This window comes from Bacteroidia bacterium (assembly GCA_026932145.1).
GTDB lineage: Bacteria > Bacteroidota > Bacteroidia > J057 > JAIXKT01 > JAIXKT01.
Genome location: JAIXKT010000028.1, coordinates 1 through 17698, shown reverse-complemented (window position 1 = coordinate 17698; position 17698 = coordinate 1). Strand labels below are relative to the sequence as shown.

Below are 17698 nucleotides of genomic sequence, written 5' to 3'. Positions count from 1 at the left end.
TAGGTTTATTTTGTGATAAGTTTTTCGGGCACACCGATTTCAGTCATAAAATTGACATACATTGTTTTGTATTCTTCCATATCTGGAGCGAGTTCTATTGCTTTTAAGTAAGCATCACTTGCTCTGTTAGATACTTTATTTTTGTAATACATTTCTGCTAATACGATATAAGCAAAAGCACCGGTTTCTCCAAGGTCTTGGTTAATGCTTTCAACATCTTTTAAGATAACTTGTCTTTGGGCATTTCCTGCTGTCTTGAAGCAGATGTCGTCAGACTTCATACTTAAATGTCGTTTATCAGATACGTGCCAATAGTAGCAATAATTTGTTTTTAAATTTAGTGCCTTAATATCTACCGTTACGCTGGTTCCTTTCAATACTTTGTTATACAATATATTATTTTCGTCGTCTGCGATTTCAAATTGATATTCGATAGATCCCTGTAAAGCTGCCCAACTGAAAGTTACTTCATCATCAATAATATTTTCAGCTTTTCTGGGCAATATCGGTGTGGGTGAAGCGGCTCTTTCTACTGATCCGGTATTAACCATATTATTGCCGGAACGTTTTTGAGTGCTTTGGTTCATTACATAGTTTACATATTCAGTGGTAATGTTGGAACTGGCATTGGGTATTTGTTTTTCCAATTCCACTACGGAGTAGCTACCGGCCTTTTTGAGTGCCAGTGTTTTTAGGTTAGCATGAACAAGCGTTACATAAGCTGATTCACTAACCTTGATAGCATCTCCTTTGTCAAGTTTTGCTCCATAAGAAGCTTTTTGCCAGTTAGGAGAATTTGACTTTTGTATCATCACCGTTCCACTCATAGCGGTAACGGTAAATACATAACTATTTCCCAATACAAGATAAGGAATAGCTGCAAATGTTACTAAAATAAATTGAAGAAAAGTACGCATAGGTTTAAAATTTTAATATTGATATTATATTTTTGTCTTTTACGAAAATAGAACTTAGTTTGTTACAAGAGTTTTCTGGATTTAAGGAGGCCAAAATACACATCTAAAACGTCCCCCCCTAACAGGAGTACAGAAACCGTTAATGCCAAATTAAGCTCATAATCAAGCTCGTAGAAAACTAAGATAGTTAAATACAAAAGTATTAAACTTCCTACAATTTGCAAAATACGAACAATTAAATCGTAAAAATAATCGTATTTTAGGTAAATAAACGCAAATAAAAGGATGTTGAAGTAACAAAAAACGACAGCAGTTACCCATGACAACCAGTCCGGCATAGTGTTAATATACTGTTCGTTGAGAATTGTAGAAATCGTATTTGCATGAACCACAATTCCATACATATCCGGAAAAGATTTTCCGGCAAAACGTTTGTTTAGGGGAGTGAAGAAAATATCCTCATAAGAATTTCCGACAACATCTAAGCTAAAAAAGCCAATAAGTACAATTTTGTTCCGGATAAAGGAAATATCCACATTAGGGTTAAACATATCAGGGACATCTATGGTATAAAACTTCTCTAAATTTCCCCGATAGTTAATACGTTCAATTTCATTATCTCGGTTGTATAATTTTTGGACTGCTTTTGGGTTCACCATTTCACAGATTTTCACCGGAAAAGAAATGGTTTTATTTCCCTGCACGGTTTGTGTGGGCACAAATTTCCTAACAGTCCTAAAATCGCTATTTTCTTCATTATAAACATTTGCGTAAGCTCCGGTGCAATGGCGCGTAAAAATAGCGGCTGAAGTTAGCAGGGTGTCAAAGGTTTCGTTTTCTTCATTGTAGTTAGATAGCTCTTCAACCAAAACCACATTACCGGCTTCTTGCAGCGCATTGGCCAACGTAGAGTCGAACTCCGGCCCTTTTTCTTTTCGGAAAAAAGCATCTATTCCAATAACTGCCGGCTTATTTGCGCTTATTCTGCGTAGCATAGTACCTATTTCCGGCCGGCTCAGCTGACCAATATTTACAATAACGATATTTGTATCAGCTTGCTCATTTTTATTAAAAGCCGGATGAGAAAAAACAATATCAGTTAGTTCAAAATCTTTAAGTGCAGTAGAAACAGGGTCAATAAAGTCAAAATTAGGGAGCAGCCCAAGTGATCCCATAATTGAAAAAATCAAGGCAGTAACAATTGGTGCGTGCAGCCAGTAAACGCGAGATTTCATCGGTTAATTAGTTACGTTTTCTTGATATAAACTACTCTTTTGGGGATATTTAGGGGTGATAGGGCGATAAAACCGATGGATTTCAATTAGGTCTTTTTCGTAATTACCTGTTGGGTAAAATATTTTTCCGATTCCGGCATATTTTTTATCATAATCTAAATATCCCATAGCTAATGGAACGTTGGCACCTACGGCTACATGATAGAATCCAGTTTTCCAGCCTTTGGTGAGGCCACGGGTACCTTCAGGAGCTATCATCAGAGCCAATTCATCTTGTTCCTGAAATAAGTCAATTGTTTCTTGAACGGTATTATTTCGTTTAGATCTATCAAGTGGGATTCCTCCGGTAGCCCGCATAAGCCAGCCTAAGGGAAATCTAAATAGTTCTTTTTTAGCTATAAAGGCTATTCTTTTTCCCATCAGGAAGAAGGCGCAAATAGAAAATACATAATCCCAATTGCTGGTATGCGGTGCTGCTATTACAACAGATTTTTTTATTTCGGTAGGGTAATAACCCACTAATTTCCAGCCAAATAGCCAGAATATAAATTTTGAAACAGCTTTCATAAACAACAAAGATAGTTATTTTTTGTTGTTTATGAAAAAGTAGTATCTTTGCGCTTCAATTTGCGCCCGGGTGGCGAAATTGGTAGACGCACCATCTTGAGGGGGTGGCGCCGCAAGGTATGCTGGTTCGAATCCAGTCCCGGGCACAAGTGGCTATTTGCCCAGGTGGCGAAATTGGTAAACGTTGCGGTCTCAGAAGCCGTTGTGGTAACACTTGGGAGTTCGAGTCTCCCCCTGGGCACCAATAACGGATTTTATCCAATACTCTTTCTGCTTAGCTATTGTTCCACTTTGTGAACTTGCAGTAAATATAGCTGACTTATCCATTAGAGAGAATTGACCTAAATATAAAAGCCGAAAAATAGTTGGAACAAAAGAAGAACCTTTCTGGAATATTGAAAATTATTCAGTTTAGGAAGAATTTATCAGCAATAATTAGCAATTTTGCTCCCAAATGGTTTTCAATATGGTTACTTAGCATAAAATTTTACCATTATAAAATCTTATTTCCTTTGATTTAATTGATATTGTATTGATTTCAAGAAAATTATTTAACCTTATTCAGTGGAAAAGAACCTGGCCGGTTTTATGTCTTTTGTTAGGTGGCCAGTACTGGAATTTTCCGATGCCGGAATCCAATGGGTTAAGCGGCACTTTTGGGGAACTTCGGGACAATCATTTGCATTCTGGTTTTGATATTAAAACTTTTGAGCGGATTGGGATTCCGGTACGGGCTGCCCAAGACGGCTATGTATCTCGGATTTTTGTGGCTTCGTATGGCTACGGAAAAGCTTTGTATATCCGGCACGCAGACGGCTACTCTACGGTTTATGGCCATTTAGATGAATTTGCCCCAGCTATAGACCAAAAAGTTCGCTCATCACAAAGAGCAAATAAACAATTTGAAATTCAGTTGTTTCCAAAATCAAATGAGTTTCCCATAAAAAAAGGAGACATCATCGCATATTCTGGAAATACCGGCTATTCTGCCGGCCCACACCTGCATTATGAAATTCGAGATGAAAACGAAAATATCATTAACCCGTTCTTATATCATGCAAATTATTTTCAGGATATAATTCCGCCAACTATTAATCGAATTGCGATTCAGCCACTTACTGCCTATTCGAGAGTGAATGGAGACCCTGATAAAATTCTCTTTTATCCAAACCAATCCGAACATAACTACAGTATCCCCGAAGTAGTATCCGTTTATGGCCCGGTAGGTATTGAGTTTTCCGGTTATGACATCATAAATGGCTCCAGAAATACCAACGCTATCTACCAAGCTCTATTGTATCTCGATGATTCACTGGTTTATCAATACAGTATGGATAAATATAGCTGGAACGATATGCGATATGTAAATATCCATATTGACTATCGGTTTTATCGAGAAAAAGATGGCAGATTGCAGCGCTGCTACGTAGAACGAGGAAACCAACTTCCTATTTACCGTAACTTGCTTAATAACGGACGTATTCACATTCAGGATAATTTGGTACACACTGTAAAGCTCATTTTGTATGATTATGCTGGGAATAAAGCCTTGTTTACCTGCGCATTGACGCGCTCAGATGAACCTCCCTTAAAATCATCGGGCATCTCGGCCTATCAATATTCAGAACCCACCGCTTTTGTAAGAGAAAATTATGTTATTGTAAATCAACCAATTGGAAAAATCGGTGATATTGTTGCTTCGTATAAAGATGGAACAAGAAAGTTTTTTTTCCCAACCGTTCATCTGCCCAATCGCAGTGTTACCGTTATTCCTATCCTAAACAAGCAGTTACCCAATAGATTAGCCAGCGTAGCTTGGAAAAATGATATTATTTTTTCAGGACAATCTCTCATACTGCCTACTCAACGATCGACTGTTCGTTATGGAGATAATTTAGTGGCAGATTTTCCCGTTGCAGCAGTTTTTGATACTACCTACCTCACGGTTTCAGAACGGGCTCCGGTAGAAAAACAGTATGGGTCAAATATCTTTACAATTGGAGATTTAAGGCAACCTGTATTTAAAAAGTTTACCCTAAAACTACTCCCTAACCAAAATGGAAAACGTTTCCCTCCAAATAAATTAACTATATTCCGCAGAAAAACAGACGGCTCGTTAGATTATGTAGATTACACTTACCGGCACGGAAACGAATATTTTGCCCCCTGCAAAGACTTCGGAGATTACTTTCTGCTGGTAGATACAATTCCCCCAACAATCTATCCCTTAACGATTAACAACGGCAGCAAAATTACACAAGAGCAAAAAATTAAATTCAAAATTGAAGACAGCCTATCAGAAGTAAACCTGTATAAAAACGGAATTACTTTAGATAATAATTGGATGCTTGCAGAATATAACGAATATGACGGAATAATGACTTGGAGAATCAAAGAGCCGATTGCACCCGGAAAACACACTCTACTCGTTTGGGCAGAAGATAACTGCGGAAACTTTACCCGAAAAACTTATACCGTTTACAGCGAATAAATGCTGTGCATCGTGGATGCGGCTTCGACAGCACTATAAAGTTAATCGTTATTGTGCTTAGGTAATGAGAATGAGTAGCTTAGCATACATTCTAAGGGACCAAAAACGGCCTACTGATTTCAGTAGGCCGTTTTTGGGTAAACTACGATAGTTCTGTAAATGGTACTTGCTTTTATTTAGCTTGAATCAATTCAGCGTTAATATTTAGGCGAACTGTTTGTCCGATTGTTAGGCCGCCAGCTTCTAATACAGCATTATATTTTAAACCGTAGTCATAGCGGTCAATTTCACCCCAAACTTTTAGGCCGGCGCGGGTGTTGCCATACGGATCTTTAATAAGACCGTTAAACTTTGCATCTAAGGTAACTGTTTTGGTAACGCCGTGCATCGTTAAATCTCCGGTAACTTTATACTGCTTCCCCGAAACTTGGGAGAATTTTTTCCCCACAAATTTGATGGTTGGATAATTTGCTGCGTCAAAAAAATCATCGCTTCTCAAGTGGTCATCGCGTTTTGGCTCTTTGGTATCAATACTTTTTACCTGGATGGTTGCATCAAAGACAGCATCTGTGAAATCCGGTTTATCTGATTTTACGTTAAAGACAAAATCATTAAAACTTCCCGTTACCTCAGAAATAACCATGTGGTCTATTGTAAAGCCAACAGATGAATGGCTTTTGTCTAATTTCCAAACAGTAGATTGAGCATTTACGATAGATGCACCCAGAATGAAGCAAAAAGCTACGATTAAATGTTTCATATAAATTGAAAATAAAATGATGTTGCAAAGTTAAGTGTTGTAACGTTAAAAAAAAATATTTGGCACATTTTTTTCTTATTTTGTAGTACAAATTTCGAGCCATGAATAAATTAAATACTGTTTTGATTTCTTTTTTATTGTATCTATTTAATTTTCAGCTAATTGGTCAAAATCAGCTACCGGAGGGTGCAGACCCAAAAGCGGTTGAAGTGATTAATAAGTTTTTGGAAATTCTGCAAAACAATACATTAGACAAGAGTGCGTCATTAGTTGTTCCGTATTTACATAAAAGTATGTTGGATAAATTTGGCAAAACGGTTTCACCGGATGTGATGAGTGTTCATTTTAAGCGTTCTCATGCAAATGCGCGTTTGTATGCCTATCCGGTGGTTGTGTCTCGTACCAAAAATGTTTCTTTGGGGGTTATTGGCTTCGCTGAAACAAATGAGAAAGGGAATTCTGTTGAATATTTTATTGGGAAGAAAAATGGGCGCGGCTATCCGGGAGCCATTCGGATATTTTTTCCGGAAAATGGAGGAGAGCCTAAGATAAGTTACTTAGGAATTTAAAGATGCTGGATAATTTTATTTTCCAAGATAGTAGTTTCCAGTAAGTTGTGCCCAAAATAGTAAGGTAAACAATTGAGAGACGGGAGTGGTTTGGTTATATTCAATGCGGCTATTTTTCCAACTTGCAGGCTTCCGTAAGATTGGTGCAGGTTCATTGCGGCAGCGCCATGAAGGGTTGCAGCGGTAAGTGCTTCTGCGGGTAACATCCGCAACTGAATGCAAGCTAAGGCAAGTACAAAGTTCATATTGGCAGAAGGGGCAGTTCCCGGATTAAAATCACTTGCGATGGCCACGGGAATATTTGCTTGAAGCAGTTTACGGGCAGGCGCGTGGGGAATCTGTAAGAAAAAAGAGGTTGCCGGCAATAAGGTAGCAATGGTATTGCCTTGGCTTAACGCTGTTAGCTCTTCATTTCCAATACATTCTAAATGGTCTGCCGAAATAGCATTATGTTGTATGGCTACCTGAACCCCGCCGGAATAGTCTAATTCATTTGCATGAACTTTTCCGATTAATCCGAATTTATCAGCACATTCCAATATTTGGGATGTTTCTATCGGCGTAAAAAATCCTGTTTCACAAAAGACATCTACAAAGTCGGCTAATTTTTCTTGTGCAGTTAGGGGAATCATCTCCTTGCATATCAAGCTGATAAATTTTTCGCGGTTATTTTTAAACTGGGGGGGGAGTGCATGAGCCGCTAAGAGGGTAGTGCGAATTTTGATGGGAGTTTCGGCTTGCAGTCTTCTGGCGACCCGCAGCATTTTGAGTTCATCAGGAACGGTTAGGCCATAGCCGCTCTTGATTTCGATAGCTCCGGTTCCTAAGGTTTCGATATAACGGATTCTGGCTAAGGCTTGTTGAAATAGAACATCTTCGGGGGTTTGCTGTAGTTTTTGTGCGGAGTTTAGGATTCCGCCTCCGGCAGCCGCGATTTCTTCATAGCTTTTTCCTTGAATTTTCATTAAAAATTCATTTTCTCGGCTTTGGGCAAAAATCAGATGTGTATGACTGTCGCAATAAGCTGGAAATACAATTTTTCCGCTACAATCTATTGTAGAAATATCTTTAAAAGATTCCGGAATTTGGGTCATTTCTCCAAATGAAGCTATTTTTCCGCCTGATATTAAGAGCCACGCTGCCTGCAAACATTCGGGATTTGCCATTAAATCTCCCGTTCGAGTGCGGTTATTTTGTGAATCTACTATCCAAAGTTCATGGATATTGGTTAGTAATAATTGCTTTTCCATATTTTTTTGTGAATGTAAAATGGTAGCGTAAATATTCTAAATAGCTATGTTTCAGATATTTCTGGCTGTTCTGCATTCTTTTTGAGTTCCCGTGCTTGTATTTTTTTGGCTTCCCAAGCAGAAAAGACATAATCAAAGCCGTTTAGATACAGACCTAACAGCAGAATATTTAAGTGAATGTTGAAGATAAAATAACAAGCTATTGATGCAATACCGAGAAATAAGAAGTTACTGAGGTATTCAATAAAGAACTTTCCCAAAGGCAGTTTATACAAAATCCGGAAGAAACGTCTATCTTGTAGCTTTTTAGTTGCAAAAATATTGTATGAGAATATTAGGTAAATTATTAATAAAAATAATGATATAAAGGGAGAAATGATATTGTCTCCTGCCCGGAGGTCTAAAAAGACGTTATATAAAATCAGCGGGCCGGGGACATCTCCGTAAAAAGTTTCGTGAATATCATGCTCGTAAAAATCTCCTAAAATAACGATTTTGTCTTGAATCATAGCTTGAAACATAGAGTCATTGGCCATGAGCATTTCACCTAAGTTCACAACGGCGTAACGCTTATCTAATGGTGCTTCAAACAAATCATAGGGGCGGACCCGAAAATCAACAATAAAAGTATTCAAAACAGGATGGCCATTTAGTTTTGTAGCAAATTCTGTTGATTCATAAGTGGCCTTTTCGATTTCATGATACAAAACTAACGGCGTAGAGGGGAGAGAATCTTGATGCAAAATGGGAAACTTAAAGAACATTCCGTCAAAGGTTTCATAGTCAGAAATTCCTCGATTCACTTTAAAAATGGGCGTATCTAAGGCGGTTTCATTGAGATGATAAGAGACGACAATTTTTTGGGTTTGGTTTAGAGCCGCTTGTAGCACTGAATCCGAAGGAGAAGCGTCTTTGAAAAAAATATCACATAAAATATAACGATGCCGGTTTTTGGTCTTTAGTAGAAATTCAGAAAGTTTTGTTCTATCTACAATTGGCTGGTTTCCAATAGGAAACCCGTCATCGTCTAATAAATCTATTAATATTAAGTCATGAGAAACATTCACAAAAAGCACCTCTTTTTTATTTGGTTTTTGTTCATTTCCTAAAACTATTCTTCGGAGTATAGAGGTGAATTTGACTAACGTAACTTCATCTCCATAGGTGATGTTTTGCTGTAACCAATAATAAGTTAAGCCTAACATAAAGAGGGAATTCAGCAAACTGGCTATCCATACACCCCGTTTAGAAAAATATCCATCATTCATAATGATTGCTGCAAGATATAAAGGAATTGCTAAGGTTCAGCATCTTTTTTATACAGTTATAGGCTGAATAAAGATAGTTATCATTTTTTAAATAAGCGGCTTTTATTTTCTGTTTATATTCGCGGCAATACTCACCCAATAGATATGTGTATCCTACCGAGATGCAGCCTGTTTTTTGTAACATTTCAACTCATTGCAGTTCTCTTAAAAGCCCAAGTAACTATCACGATAGACGATATGCCCTCTGTTGGTGATACTGCTATTCTAAGCAGGTCATTAGCCAATATAGGCATGAATTGGAACGAAACCGGCCAGAATTTTCATTGGGACTATTCCAGCCTTTCGCCACAAAGGCAGGAAATATCCCGCTACCAAAGCGTAACTCAAACTCCGTACTTTTTTTATTTCTTGAACTTTACTACTTATGGAACAAAAATCATTGATAGCATTGGACTTCAGCAGTTTTCTATCAAGAATATTTATAATTTTTACCAGAAGAAAAACAATACCTTTTCGGCTGTGGGTATTGGTGCCAGTGTTCAGGGATTTCCTTTGGGAGCCAAACACAGTGATCCTGATGATATTTTCTATTTGCCGTTGTATTATGGGATGCCGCCCCAAAGCAACACATTTAAGTTTAAGTTAGGTGTTGGAGATTCCATTGGCTGGGCTGCTTCGGGAACCCGCAGCACAGTAGTTGATGGCTGGGGAACAATCACAACCCCTTACGGTACTTTTCCGTGCATACGGGTAAAATCAACCATCACAGAAACAGATACTATTACATTTCAAGGGTTTAAAATCCCTATTCCGCGTAATCAAATAGAACTCCGTTGGATGAGCCCGGGATACAAGATTCCTATTTTACAAGTAAATGGCACACAATTTTTAACGACAACGACTTTTACGGATGTTATTTACTTAGACCTTGACCGCCGGCCGGTAGCTGCTTTTTCCGCAGATATTCGTACCGGATGCCGCCCTATGTCCGTTCAGTTTGCAAATAATAGTGAACGAACAACCCAAAATACGTGGGATTTTGGGGACGGAAATACTTCTACCCAAGCTAACCCAACTCATACATACACCGAAGCAGGAGCCTATAACGTAAAACTTATCGCCAGAAATAGCTTAGGTGTAGATTCAGTGATTCAAAATCAATACATTTACGTTATTGGTGCTGAAATCAAAATTACTTCAACCAAAGATACCGTAACGATGGCCAATCCGGTAGTGAGTTTTTATAATGTCAGCTATTATCCCAGCGGCCAATACACGTGGCTGTGGGACTTTGGAGACGGCTATTTTAGTAACCAATATCATTCTTCTCATTACTACCGAAAACCCGGTGTCTATGAAGTAACTCTTTATTCAACGAATTCACATGGCTGCAAAGATACTTTGTTTCCCAAGAAAATTATTGTTGTTCAGGAAGTTACCGCAATAGACTTGCCGGAGTGGGCACAAGGATGCGTTATTTTTCCCAACCCCTCATTTTCCCAGCAAGCATATTTGAAACTTGGGCAACCCACCCTTAGAGAAGCAACTATTCATATTTTATCTATAACCGGACAAACCATAGAAACGATCACCGTTTCTTCGGGAGAAAGTCAGATACAACTGCCAAATTTGGCTTCTGGAATGTATTTCGTGATTATAGAGCAGGATTCTCGGATTCTTTTTAGGGAAAAATGGGTTGTTTCTAATCCATAATCAGTTGATTATGAGTTAGCTTGAAGTTGGCAGATAGCTATCCAAGCCATTAATCCCGGAGCAATTTTTAAGGCATCTTCATCAATATCAAAGTGTGGTGTGTGTAGGCCATGAATAATTCCTTTGTCTTCGTTTCTGGTACCTAATCGGTAAAAACAGCCGGGGATAACTTGGGTATAGTAAGCAAAGTCTTCAGAGGCAGTCCATAAATCAAGATTAACAATATTATCTGCGCCTACATATTGCTCAATTGCTTGTTGAACTGATTGTGTTAATGATTCGTCATTGCACAAGACTGGGTATCCTCTTTTTATTTGTAAGTCGGCTGCTGCCCCAAAGCTACCTACCAAAGCGTATGTAATATCTTTGATTTTTTGGTGTGCTTGGGTTCTCCAGTGCTCATCAAAGGTTCGAAATGTGCCTTCCAGATATACTTGCTCTGGAATGATGTTGGTAGAGCCTTCTGCCTGAATTTTTCCGAATGTTAATACGGAGGGGGTTCTGGGGTCAGCTATTCGGCTAATAACTTGCTGCAGAGTTACAATTAGTTGAGCAGCAATAGTAACGGGGTCAATTGTTGTGTGGGGTTGTGCGCCGTGCCCCCCTTTTCCTCGGATGGTCAGGTAGATTTCATCAGCGGAGGCCATGTATTTTCCTTTTCGGACTCCGATTTTTCCTATCGGAATTAAGGGCATGACGTGCTGGCCAATGATGTTATTCACAGTTGGATTTTGTAAAACTCCTGCTTGAATCATCAGAGAAGCTCCGCCGGGTAGCCGTTCTTCTGCCGGCTGAAAAATAAATTTAATTGTTCCCGATAATTCAGATTTAAAATGGTTCAAAATAGCGATAGTTCCCAATAAAGAAGCTGTGTGCGCATCATGGCCGCAGGCGTGCATTTTTCCGGATACGCAAGAACGATATAATACATCATTTTCTTCTTGGATAGGTAAAGCGTCAATATCAGCACGTAGTGCTAAAACAGTTCCTGTTGTTTTTCCGGAAATAGAAGCTACAATTCCATTGCCTGTAATTCCTACTTCATGGGCAATTCCCATAGTAGTAAGTTCTTGGGAAATATATTTTGCCGTTTCATGTTCTTCAAAAGAGAGTTCCGGATTTTGGTGCAAATGCCTGCGAATGCGCTGCACCATCGAAAAATAATGCAGTGATAGCTGTTGAATTTCTTGGATTAACATATTCGTTAAACACTCGGTTATACTTAATGGTTTCTTCGTTGCTCTTCAAAGCTCCCTACCCACGAAGATACCGGTCGAGTAACATACCACGCAATAGCTGCATACAATACCCCAAAAGGAATGTCAATAAAGTAATGCTGCTTGATAAATACAGTAGAAGAAATAATGAATATAGTGCCTAAAACAATGATAGGTAGAAACTTACGGGCATATTCATAAAAAAATAGGGTTACTAAAATAGAATGTCCTACGTGTAAACTGGGCAGTAGATTAAAACCTGTATCTGCATGGTAAATCCATTTTACCATTGTAGCTGCAATTGAATCTGCATAGATTTCGGGGCGGTTCATGTGTGAGGGGAAAAGTACAAATGTTAATAATGCCGAGAATTGTAGCACCCCAAAAGCTGCTACCATCTGATAGAATCTTTCGCGTGTGCGCATAACTGGTAAGGCAATCAACACCCACAGATAATACAGATAATATCCGTAAACAAATTCCGGAATAAACGGAATGTAAGCATCTACCCAAGAATAAAGTTCAGCAAAACTACCTCCGTTCTGCACCATCTTGATATTCACTCCATCTGCATAAAAATAGCCGGCAGCAAATAGCGCAATCGTCAGAACAGTAACCAACAAACGCTCAAATGAGTAAGACATTTTTCTGCTTTATTTCTATTTGCAAAAATAAAAATATTATTAATTAGTAGGTTTTTTCTGCTTAATTAGTAACATCAATAGAATTTTTAGGGAACTATTTGCTATCAGCTACATTTCCGTCAATAAGTTCTTGGTATTTCTGTAACTGCTGAAAAAGTGCCTGTGTAGCCGGTTCAGTAGGGTTTGGATAGTAAGTTTGGATATAGCCTATTGCTTGATTACAAGTTTCTTGTGCTTGATTCCAAGAATTATTGTGGATAAGTTTTTCTATCTGTTGGGCAAAAAGAGTTGCTTCTTGTATCACAACGGCATATCTAACTTCTGGGTCTGTTAGAAAATTTGTACTTGAATCGTCAGTTGGTTTTAAGGTAATTGTTTGTTCAAATTGAATGGTTCTTTTTTTATTTGGGTCAAAATAGGTTACGGTAACTTTTGGTGTAACGGGCTGCTTAGATGCCGGTGGGTCAAAAGTAGCTATCCAAGTATAGTTTTTATTTTCCTGAATGACCGGAAGCTGTGCAATAGTTTTACCAAATTCTATTTGAGTGCCTTTTCCCAAAAACTTTCTGATTTTCATCGTGTTTGGGTATTCAAGTGCTATTTGAAGTTGTGTAGCAACCGGTGCCAAAAGAGTGCTTATTTCCGTTGATAGTTGTTCTGTCAGTTGGGTTTCCAATACGGCATAAAAATTACCGTTTCCATACTTAGCCCAGGTAGTTAGTTGTTCTGTATCAATATCTTGCCCTAATCCAAAAATAGATAGCTGAATGCCTCTATTTTTAGAGAGTTGAATTTTTTCGGTGATTTCATCAGGGATGTTTTGGCGGGCATTAGTTACTCCGTCTGTAAAAAGAATTATCCGATTAACGCTACCGGGCTGGTCGCCTCTTTCCAACACGGAATAGGCCGCCAATAAACCTGCCTGCATATTGGTACTGCTGCCGGATTCTAAGGTATCCAATAACTGAGTAAGCCAACTGCCTGTACCTAAGATTTTTAGGTTGCTAAGAATGGATGCTTCACTGGAAAAGGCGACCACTGCAAGATTATCGGTTCGATTTAAAGTGTTTTTAATAGAATCAATAGCAGTTTTAACAAACTGGATGTTGCCTGAACGAAACATCGTAGCACTTACATCTATCAAAAAAACAATGTTTATACCTGCATTAACCTTATTTTCAGGAGTAGGGTTTGCTTGAATAGCTATCTGCAATACACATTCCGGCATATTAGGGTTAAAAAATGGGCTTCCTAAGCGTAAGTTTAATTTTATTGATTCTTTGGAACTATCTTTTTGCTTTTCATTTTTTGCAGAATTATAATTTCTATTCACCTGACTAAAAGCAACTTGTGTGAATACTATACTCCCAATAAACCAATAAAGACAAAGGTTCAGAATATCTTTCATCCGGAAGGCTTGTGGCATACGCTCAAAATTTATAACGCAAATTAAGAACTGATTGTTAAATAACAATAAGTCTTTGGAAAAGAAGAAAAATTTAGACTGAATTAGCGGTTATAGACCAGAAAGTATGCTAAAAAGATTGGTCATAAAGAAGGATTTTGTGTCTTTTTTAAAAAATCATGATGCCATGATAGTAATAATGACTCACAATAGAAACCATAGCTTTCATATTTTCTGAATTACAACCTCCATTTTTTGTATAATTTATTTCTTCCACTTCAGTCGCAAACTATTACTTACTACACTCACACTGCTCAACGCCATAGCTGCACCTGCAATCATTGGGTTCAATAAAAAACCATTTACAGGATATAAAATACCGGCAGCAATAGGAATACCGATAAGGTTGTAAATAAATGCCCAGAATAAGTTTTGCTTAATGGTCGTTACGGTCTGTTTTGACAATTTAATAGCTTGCGGAATCTTGGTTAAATCTGAAGAGATGATGGTCATCTTCGCTACATCCATAGCTATGTCTGAGCCTTTGCCCATGGCAATACTTACATCTGCAGTTGCCAGTGCGGTACTGTCGTTGATGCCGTCTCCAACCATGGCAACGATATTACCTCGCTGTTGTAGTTCTTTTACAAAATCTGCTTTGTGCTGTGGCAATACTTCTGCTTTATAATGTTTGATACCTGTTTGTTCGGCAATGGCTTTTGCGGTTGCTTCGTTATCACCTGTAAGCATGTATAAATCAATGCCCATATCCTGCAATTCTTTGATTGCCTGAACTGATGTTTCTTTGATTTTATCAGAAATAGCCAGAACGGCAAGTACTTGTTTACTGTCGCTAAACCAAATCACGGTTTTAGTTTGATTGCTCCATTCATCAGCTTGTTGCTGTAATTCCTTTGACATGCTGATATTGTTTTCAAACAACAGTTTCTTGTTCCCTACAAAATAGGTTTCATCGTTATGATTTGCTTTTGCACCTTGTCCGGTAATGCTATTAAATTGGGTTAAGCTTGTGTTTGCTGCCCCGTCAAGATGTTTTACTATCGCTTCTGCCAATGGGTGTTCTGATTGTTTTTCGATACTGAAAAGAATGTCTTTTGCGCTGTCATCATTTTGCAACCATTTGATACCTATTACCTCCGGTCTGCCTTCGGTGATGGTGCCGGTTTTGTCCAAAATTATGGCATCAACCTTTTTCGCCAATTCCAAACTTTCAGCATCTTTTATCAAAATACCTTTTTCTGCACCTTTACCTACACCCACCATGATAGCTGTTGGCGTAGCTAACCCCAATGCGCATGGACAAGCAATTACTAATACAGTAATAGCAGCCAACAATCCTTGTACCACGCCACTTTCGCCTCCGAGTATTATCCATAATATAAAAGTAAGAATAGCGATACCCATCACTACCGGAACAAAAATGCCTGCAATCTTGTCCACCAATTTTTGCACAGGTGCTTTACTGCCTTGTGCATCCTGCACCATTTTGATAATGTGTGCAAGCATAGTTTCCTTACCTACTTTTATTGCCTTAAATTGGAAACTTCCCTTTTGATTAATTGTTCCTGCAAATACTTTTTCGTTCTCCATTTTTAATACAGGAATTGGTTCTCCACTCAGCATACTTTCATCTACATAGGAAGTACCTGAAATCACCATTCCGTCCACAGCAATTTTTTCTCCTGGTTTAACCAAAATCACATCACCCACACTTACTTCTTCAATAGCTATTTCTTTTTCGACTCCATTAGATTGAATGACTATAACCGTTTTCGGCTGCAAGCCCATTAATTTTTTAATGGCGGTAGAAGTATTTCCTTTAGCTTTTTCTTCTAATAATTTACCTAACAGAATAAAGGCAATAATAACCGCTGCTGCTTCAAAGTAAACATGAGCGTGCAAACCTCTTTGATGCCAAAACTTAGGAAATAACATATTGAACACGCTGAATGTGTAGGCGATGCCTGTACTCAACGCTACCAAAGTGTCCATATTAGCAGAGCGATGCTTGGCTTGTTTCCATGCATTGATGAAAAAATCACGACCTAACCATAGTACAACTGGAGTGGCAAAAGCAAACATAATTTCATTGCCATAAGGCATATTCATGAAAAACATACCAACGACAACAACAGGAAGTGATAAAATAACTGCCCAAATTGTTTTACTCTTCAACGTTTTAAATTTCTTTTCGTGAATAGCTTCCAGTGTTTCTTGTTGTGAAGATTCCTCTTCTACCAACAAATCATAACCGATAGATTGTACTGCTTTTTGTAATTGGTTGGCATCAGTCATGTTGGGTAAATATTCTACCACCAAATTACCGGTAGCAAAATTGACTTCTGCCTTTATCACGCCTTCTTGTGATTGAACCATGGTTTGTACACTATTGGCGCAGGAGGCACAAGTCATTCCTAATACCGGAAAACTCTGCGTGATTGTATTTTGATTTTTTGTTGCCATTTTTTTTTGCTTTGTTGCTTTTTAGTGCAGTCTTTGCATTTAATGAAGTAACTGATGTTACGCAATATTAAGTAGTATTTTTAAGACTTGGTGTTAATAAATGCTGTAATTCTTCCTTTGCTTTTCGTAGTGCTACTATGTTCAAATAATTTTTCAGTGCAAAATGACTTTTGTTTTTTCTTACTTTCAGTAATTCAAACCGATTAAACGCTGTCAGCGAAGCAATGAAATGACTTTTTTGTGTTGTTATTGTGCGTGTAGGTGATTTGGCAAACGAAGCATTGCTCTTGATGGATTTGTGATACTCTTCTACTTTCCATCGTTTGTGATAGATTGCAGTGATTTGCTCGTATGACAAATTTAAGTCGTTAGAAGCCAGATAGAGCGCAGCAGTATCATTCTCGTTTGTGAAAATTTGGCATGCAATGAGAATTGGGAAATCCAACTGCTCAACCCACACCACCGCAGTGCGCCCTTCCGGCTTCAGGGACTTAATACTTGTGTAACGACCGTTTTGCTTATCATCCAGTGTCAAGGCAACTTTCCGATTTGACTTGAGAGCAAAAATAAATTTCCCGTTGTGTTTTTGAGCAATGAATTTCATGTTCTCGCTGTTGCCGAACCAACTATCTGAAAGTACATATTCAAAATCTAAATTCCAAAAAGCATGGTTCACCATTTTTCGAAACAGTTCATTTTTTCCAATGCGGCTTTTTCTCACCTGCTTGCCTTTTGCATTCACTGTTTTAATTGGCTTGGTAATAAATTCTACTCCCGCTGGAACACTCATCTCATTGCTGTGATACAATGCAGTGAGCATAGCAACTCCTTTTACATTTCTTCTACTGGCGTGATCAAAATGCCAGCAGATTAATTCGTTTTCATCCGTGTATGGTTTGCCTTCTATGGTTTCATCTATGATTAGAACGGCATCCTTGCTCCTGATTTCATAGCAAAGTGGTTTGGCGCGCTTCCATAAATATTCTTCATTCAAATTTCCACTCGATAAAAGTCGTGTGAATCTATCATGGCTGAGGCTGCCTTCCATCAGTAAAGATATTCCCGTGCAGGTTACTTGTCCCTGATATATCATCAGAGATTGTTGGTATAGGTCGGCTATGTTTTCAACATTCATACAGCTAAATTAATGATATCCTTGCGTAACATCAGTTATTAAA

Annotated in this window: 14 protein-coding genes and 2 tRNA genes; 5 read left to right on the top strand and 11 right to left on the bottom strand. The window is 38.3% G+C overall.

All coding sequences use genetic code 11. The features are described from left to right. Window positions 1–5 precede the first annotated feature (5 nt). From LC115_07280 to LC115_07270, 3 genes are all read right to left on the bottom strand, one after another. Window positions 6–917, bottom strand: a complete 912-nt coding sequence (locus LC115_07280; GenBank protein MCZ2356475.1) for a hypothetical protein — start codon at window positions 915–917, stop codon at window positions 6–8. 62 nt (window positions 918–979) lie between these two features. Continuing rightward, complete coding sequence (locus LC115_07275) at window positions 980–2152, bottom strand: CHASE2 domain-containing protein (GenBank protein ID MCZ2356474.1); 1173 nt, start codon at window positions 2150–2152, stop codon at window positions 980–982. 3 nt (window positions 2153–2155) lie between these two features. Continuing rightward, window positions 2156–2719: a lysophospholipid acyltransferase family protein gene (locus LC115_07270; protein MCZ2356473.1), complete on the bottom strand. Its 564-nt coding sequence runs from the start codon at window positions 2717–2719 to the stop codon at window positions 2156–2158. Window positions 2720–2783: 64 nt separating this feature from the next. Here LC115_07270 and LC115_07265 point away from each other — a divergent pair. The 3 genes from LC115_07265 to LC115_07255 all read left to right on the top strand — a co-directional run bounded on the left by LC115_07265 (window position 2784) and on the right by LC115_07255 (window position 5210). Next, window positions 2784–2865: transfer RNA gene (locus LC115_07265), tRNA-Leu, on the top strand. A gap of 13 nt (window positions 2866–2878) precedes the next feature. Beyond that, window positions 2879–2963: transfer RNA gene (locus LC115_07260), tRNA-Leu, on the top strand. Window positions 2964–3251: 288 nt separating this feature from the next. Further along, window positions 3252–5210, top strand: coding sequence for a M23 family metallopeptidase (locus LC115_07255; protein ID MCZ2356472.1), 1959 nt, complete (start codon window positions 3252–3254; stop codon window positions 5208–5210). Window positions 5211–5382: 172 nt separating this feature from the next. On the opposite strand, the gene LC115_07250 is transcribed toward LC115_07255, so the two are convergent. After that, a complete protein-coding gene (locus LC115_07250; protein MCZ2356471.1) occupies window positions 5383–5970 on the bottom strand; it encodes a YceI family protein in 588 nt (195 codons plus the stop codon). Window positions 5971–6071: 101 nt separating this feature from the next. On the opposite strand from LC115_07250, the gene LC115_07245 reads away from it, so the two are divergent. Further along, entirely contained in the window at window positions 6072–6539 is a 468-nt protein-coding gene (locus LC115_07245; GenBank protein MCZ2356470.1) for a hypothetical protein, read from the top strand. On the opposite strand, the gene hutI is transcribed toward LC115_07245, so the two are convergent. Next, window positions 6536–7789: an imidazolonepropionase gene (gene hutI, locus LC115_07240; protein MCZ2356469.1), complete on the bottom strand. Its 1254-nt coding sequence runs from the start codon at window positions 7787–7789 to the stop codon at window positions 6536–6538. The genes LC115_07245 and hutI overlap by 4 nt on opposite strands. Before the next feature lie 44 nt (window positions 7790–7833). Next, window positions 7834–9057 carry a CHASE2 domain-containing protein gene (locus LC115_07235; GenBank protein MCZ2356468.1) on the bottom strand — a complete coding sequence of 408 codons (1224 nt, stop codon included), beginning with the start codon at window positions 9055–9057 and terminating at the stop codon, window positions 7834–7836. A gap of 144 nt (window positions 9058–9201) precedes the next feature. On the opposite strand from LC115_07235, the gene LC115_07230 reads away from it, so the two are divergent. Further along, entirely contained in the window at window positions 9202–10770 is a 1569-nt protein-coding gene (locus tag LC115_07230) for a PKD domain-containing protein (protein MCZ2356467.1), read from the top strand. 8 nt (window positions 10771–10778) lie between these two features. Here LC115_07230 and LC115_07225 read toward each other — a convergent pair whose 3' ends face one another. From LC115_07225 to LC115_07205, 5 genes are all read right to left on the bottom strand, one after another. Further along, window positions 10779–11969 carry a M20 family metallopeptidase gene (locus LC115_07225; GenBank protein MCZ2356466.1) on the bottom strand — a complete coding sequence of 397 codons (1191 nt, stop codon included), beginning with the start codon at window positions 11967–11969 and terminating at the stop codon, window positions 10779–10781. 23 nt (window positions 11970–11992) lie between these two features. Next, window positions 11993–12631, bottom strand: coding sequence for a phosphatase PAP2 family protein (locus tag LC115_07220; protein ID MCZ2356465.1), 639 nt, complete (start codon window positions 12629–12631; stop codon window positions 11993–11995). A gap of 94 nt (window positions 12632–12725) precedes the next feature. Continuing rightward, window positions 12726–14057: a VWA domain-containing protein gene (locus LC115_07215; GenBank protein ID MCZ2356464.1), complete on the bottom strand. Its 1332-nt coding sequence runs from the start codon at window positions 14055–14057 to the stop codon at window positions 12726–12728. A 243-nt stretch (window positions 14058–14300) separates the two neighbouring features. Continuing rightward, complete coding sequence (locus tag LC115_07210; protein MCZ2356463.1) at window positions 14301–16520, bottom strand: heavy metal translocating P-type ATPase; 2220 nt, start codon at window positions 16518–16520, stop codon at window positions 14301–14303. Window positions 16521–16587: 67 nt separating this feature from the next. Beyond that, on the bottom strand, window positions 16588–17655 hold the full coding sequence (locus tag LC115_07205) for a transposase (GenBank protein MCZ2356462.1): 1068 nt from the start codon (window positions 17653–17655) through the stop codon (window positions 16588–16590). Window positions 17656–17698 lie beyond the last annotated feature (43 nt).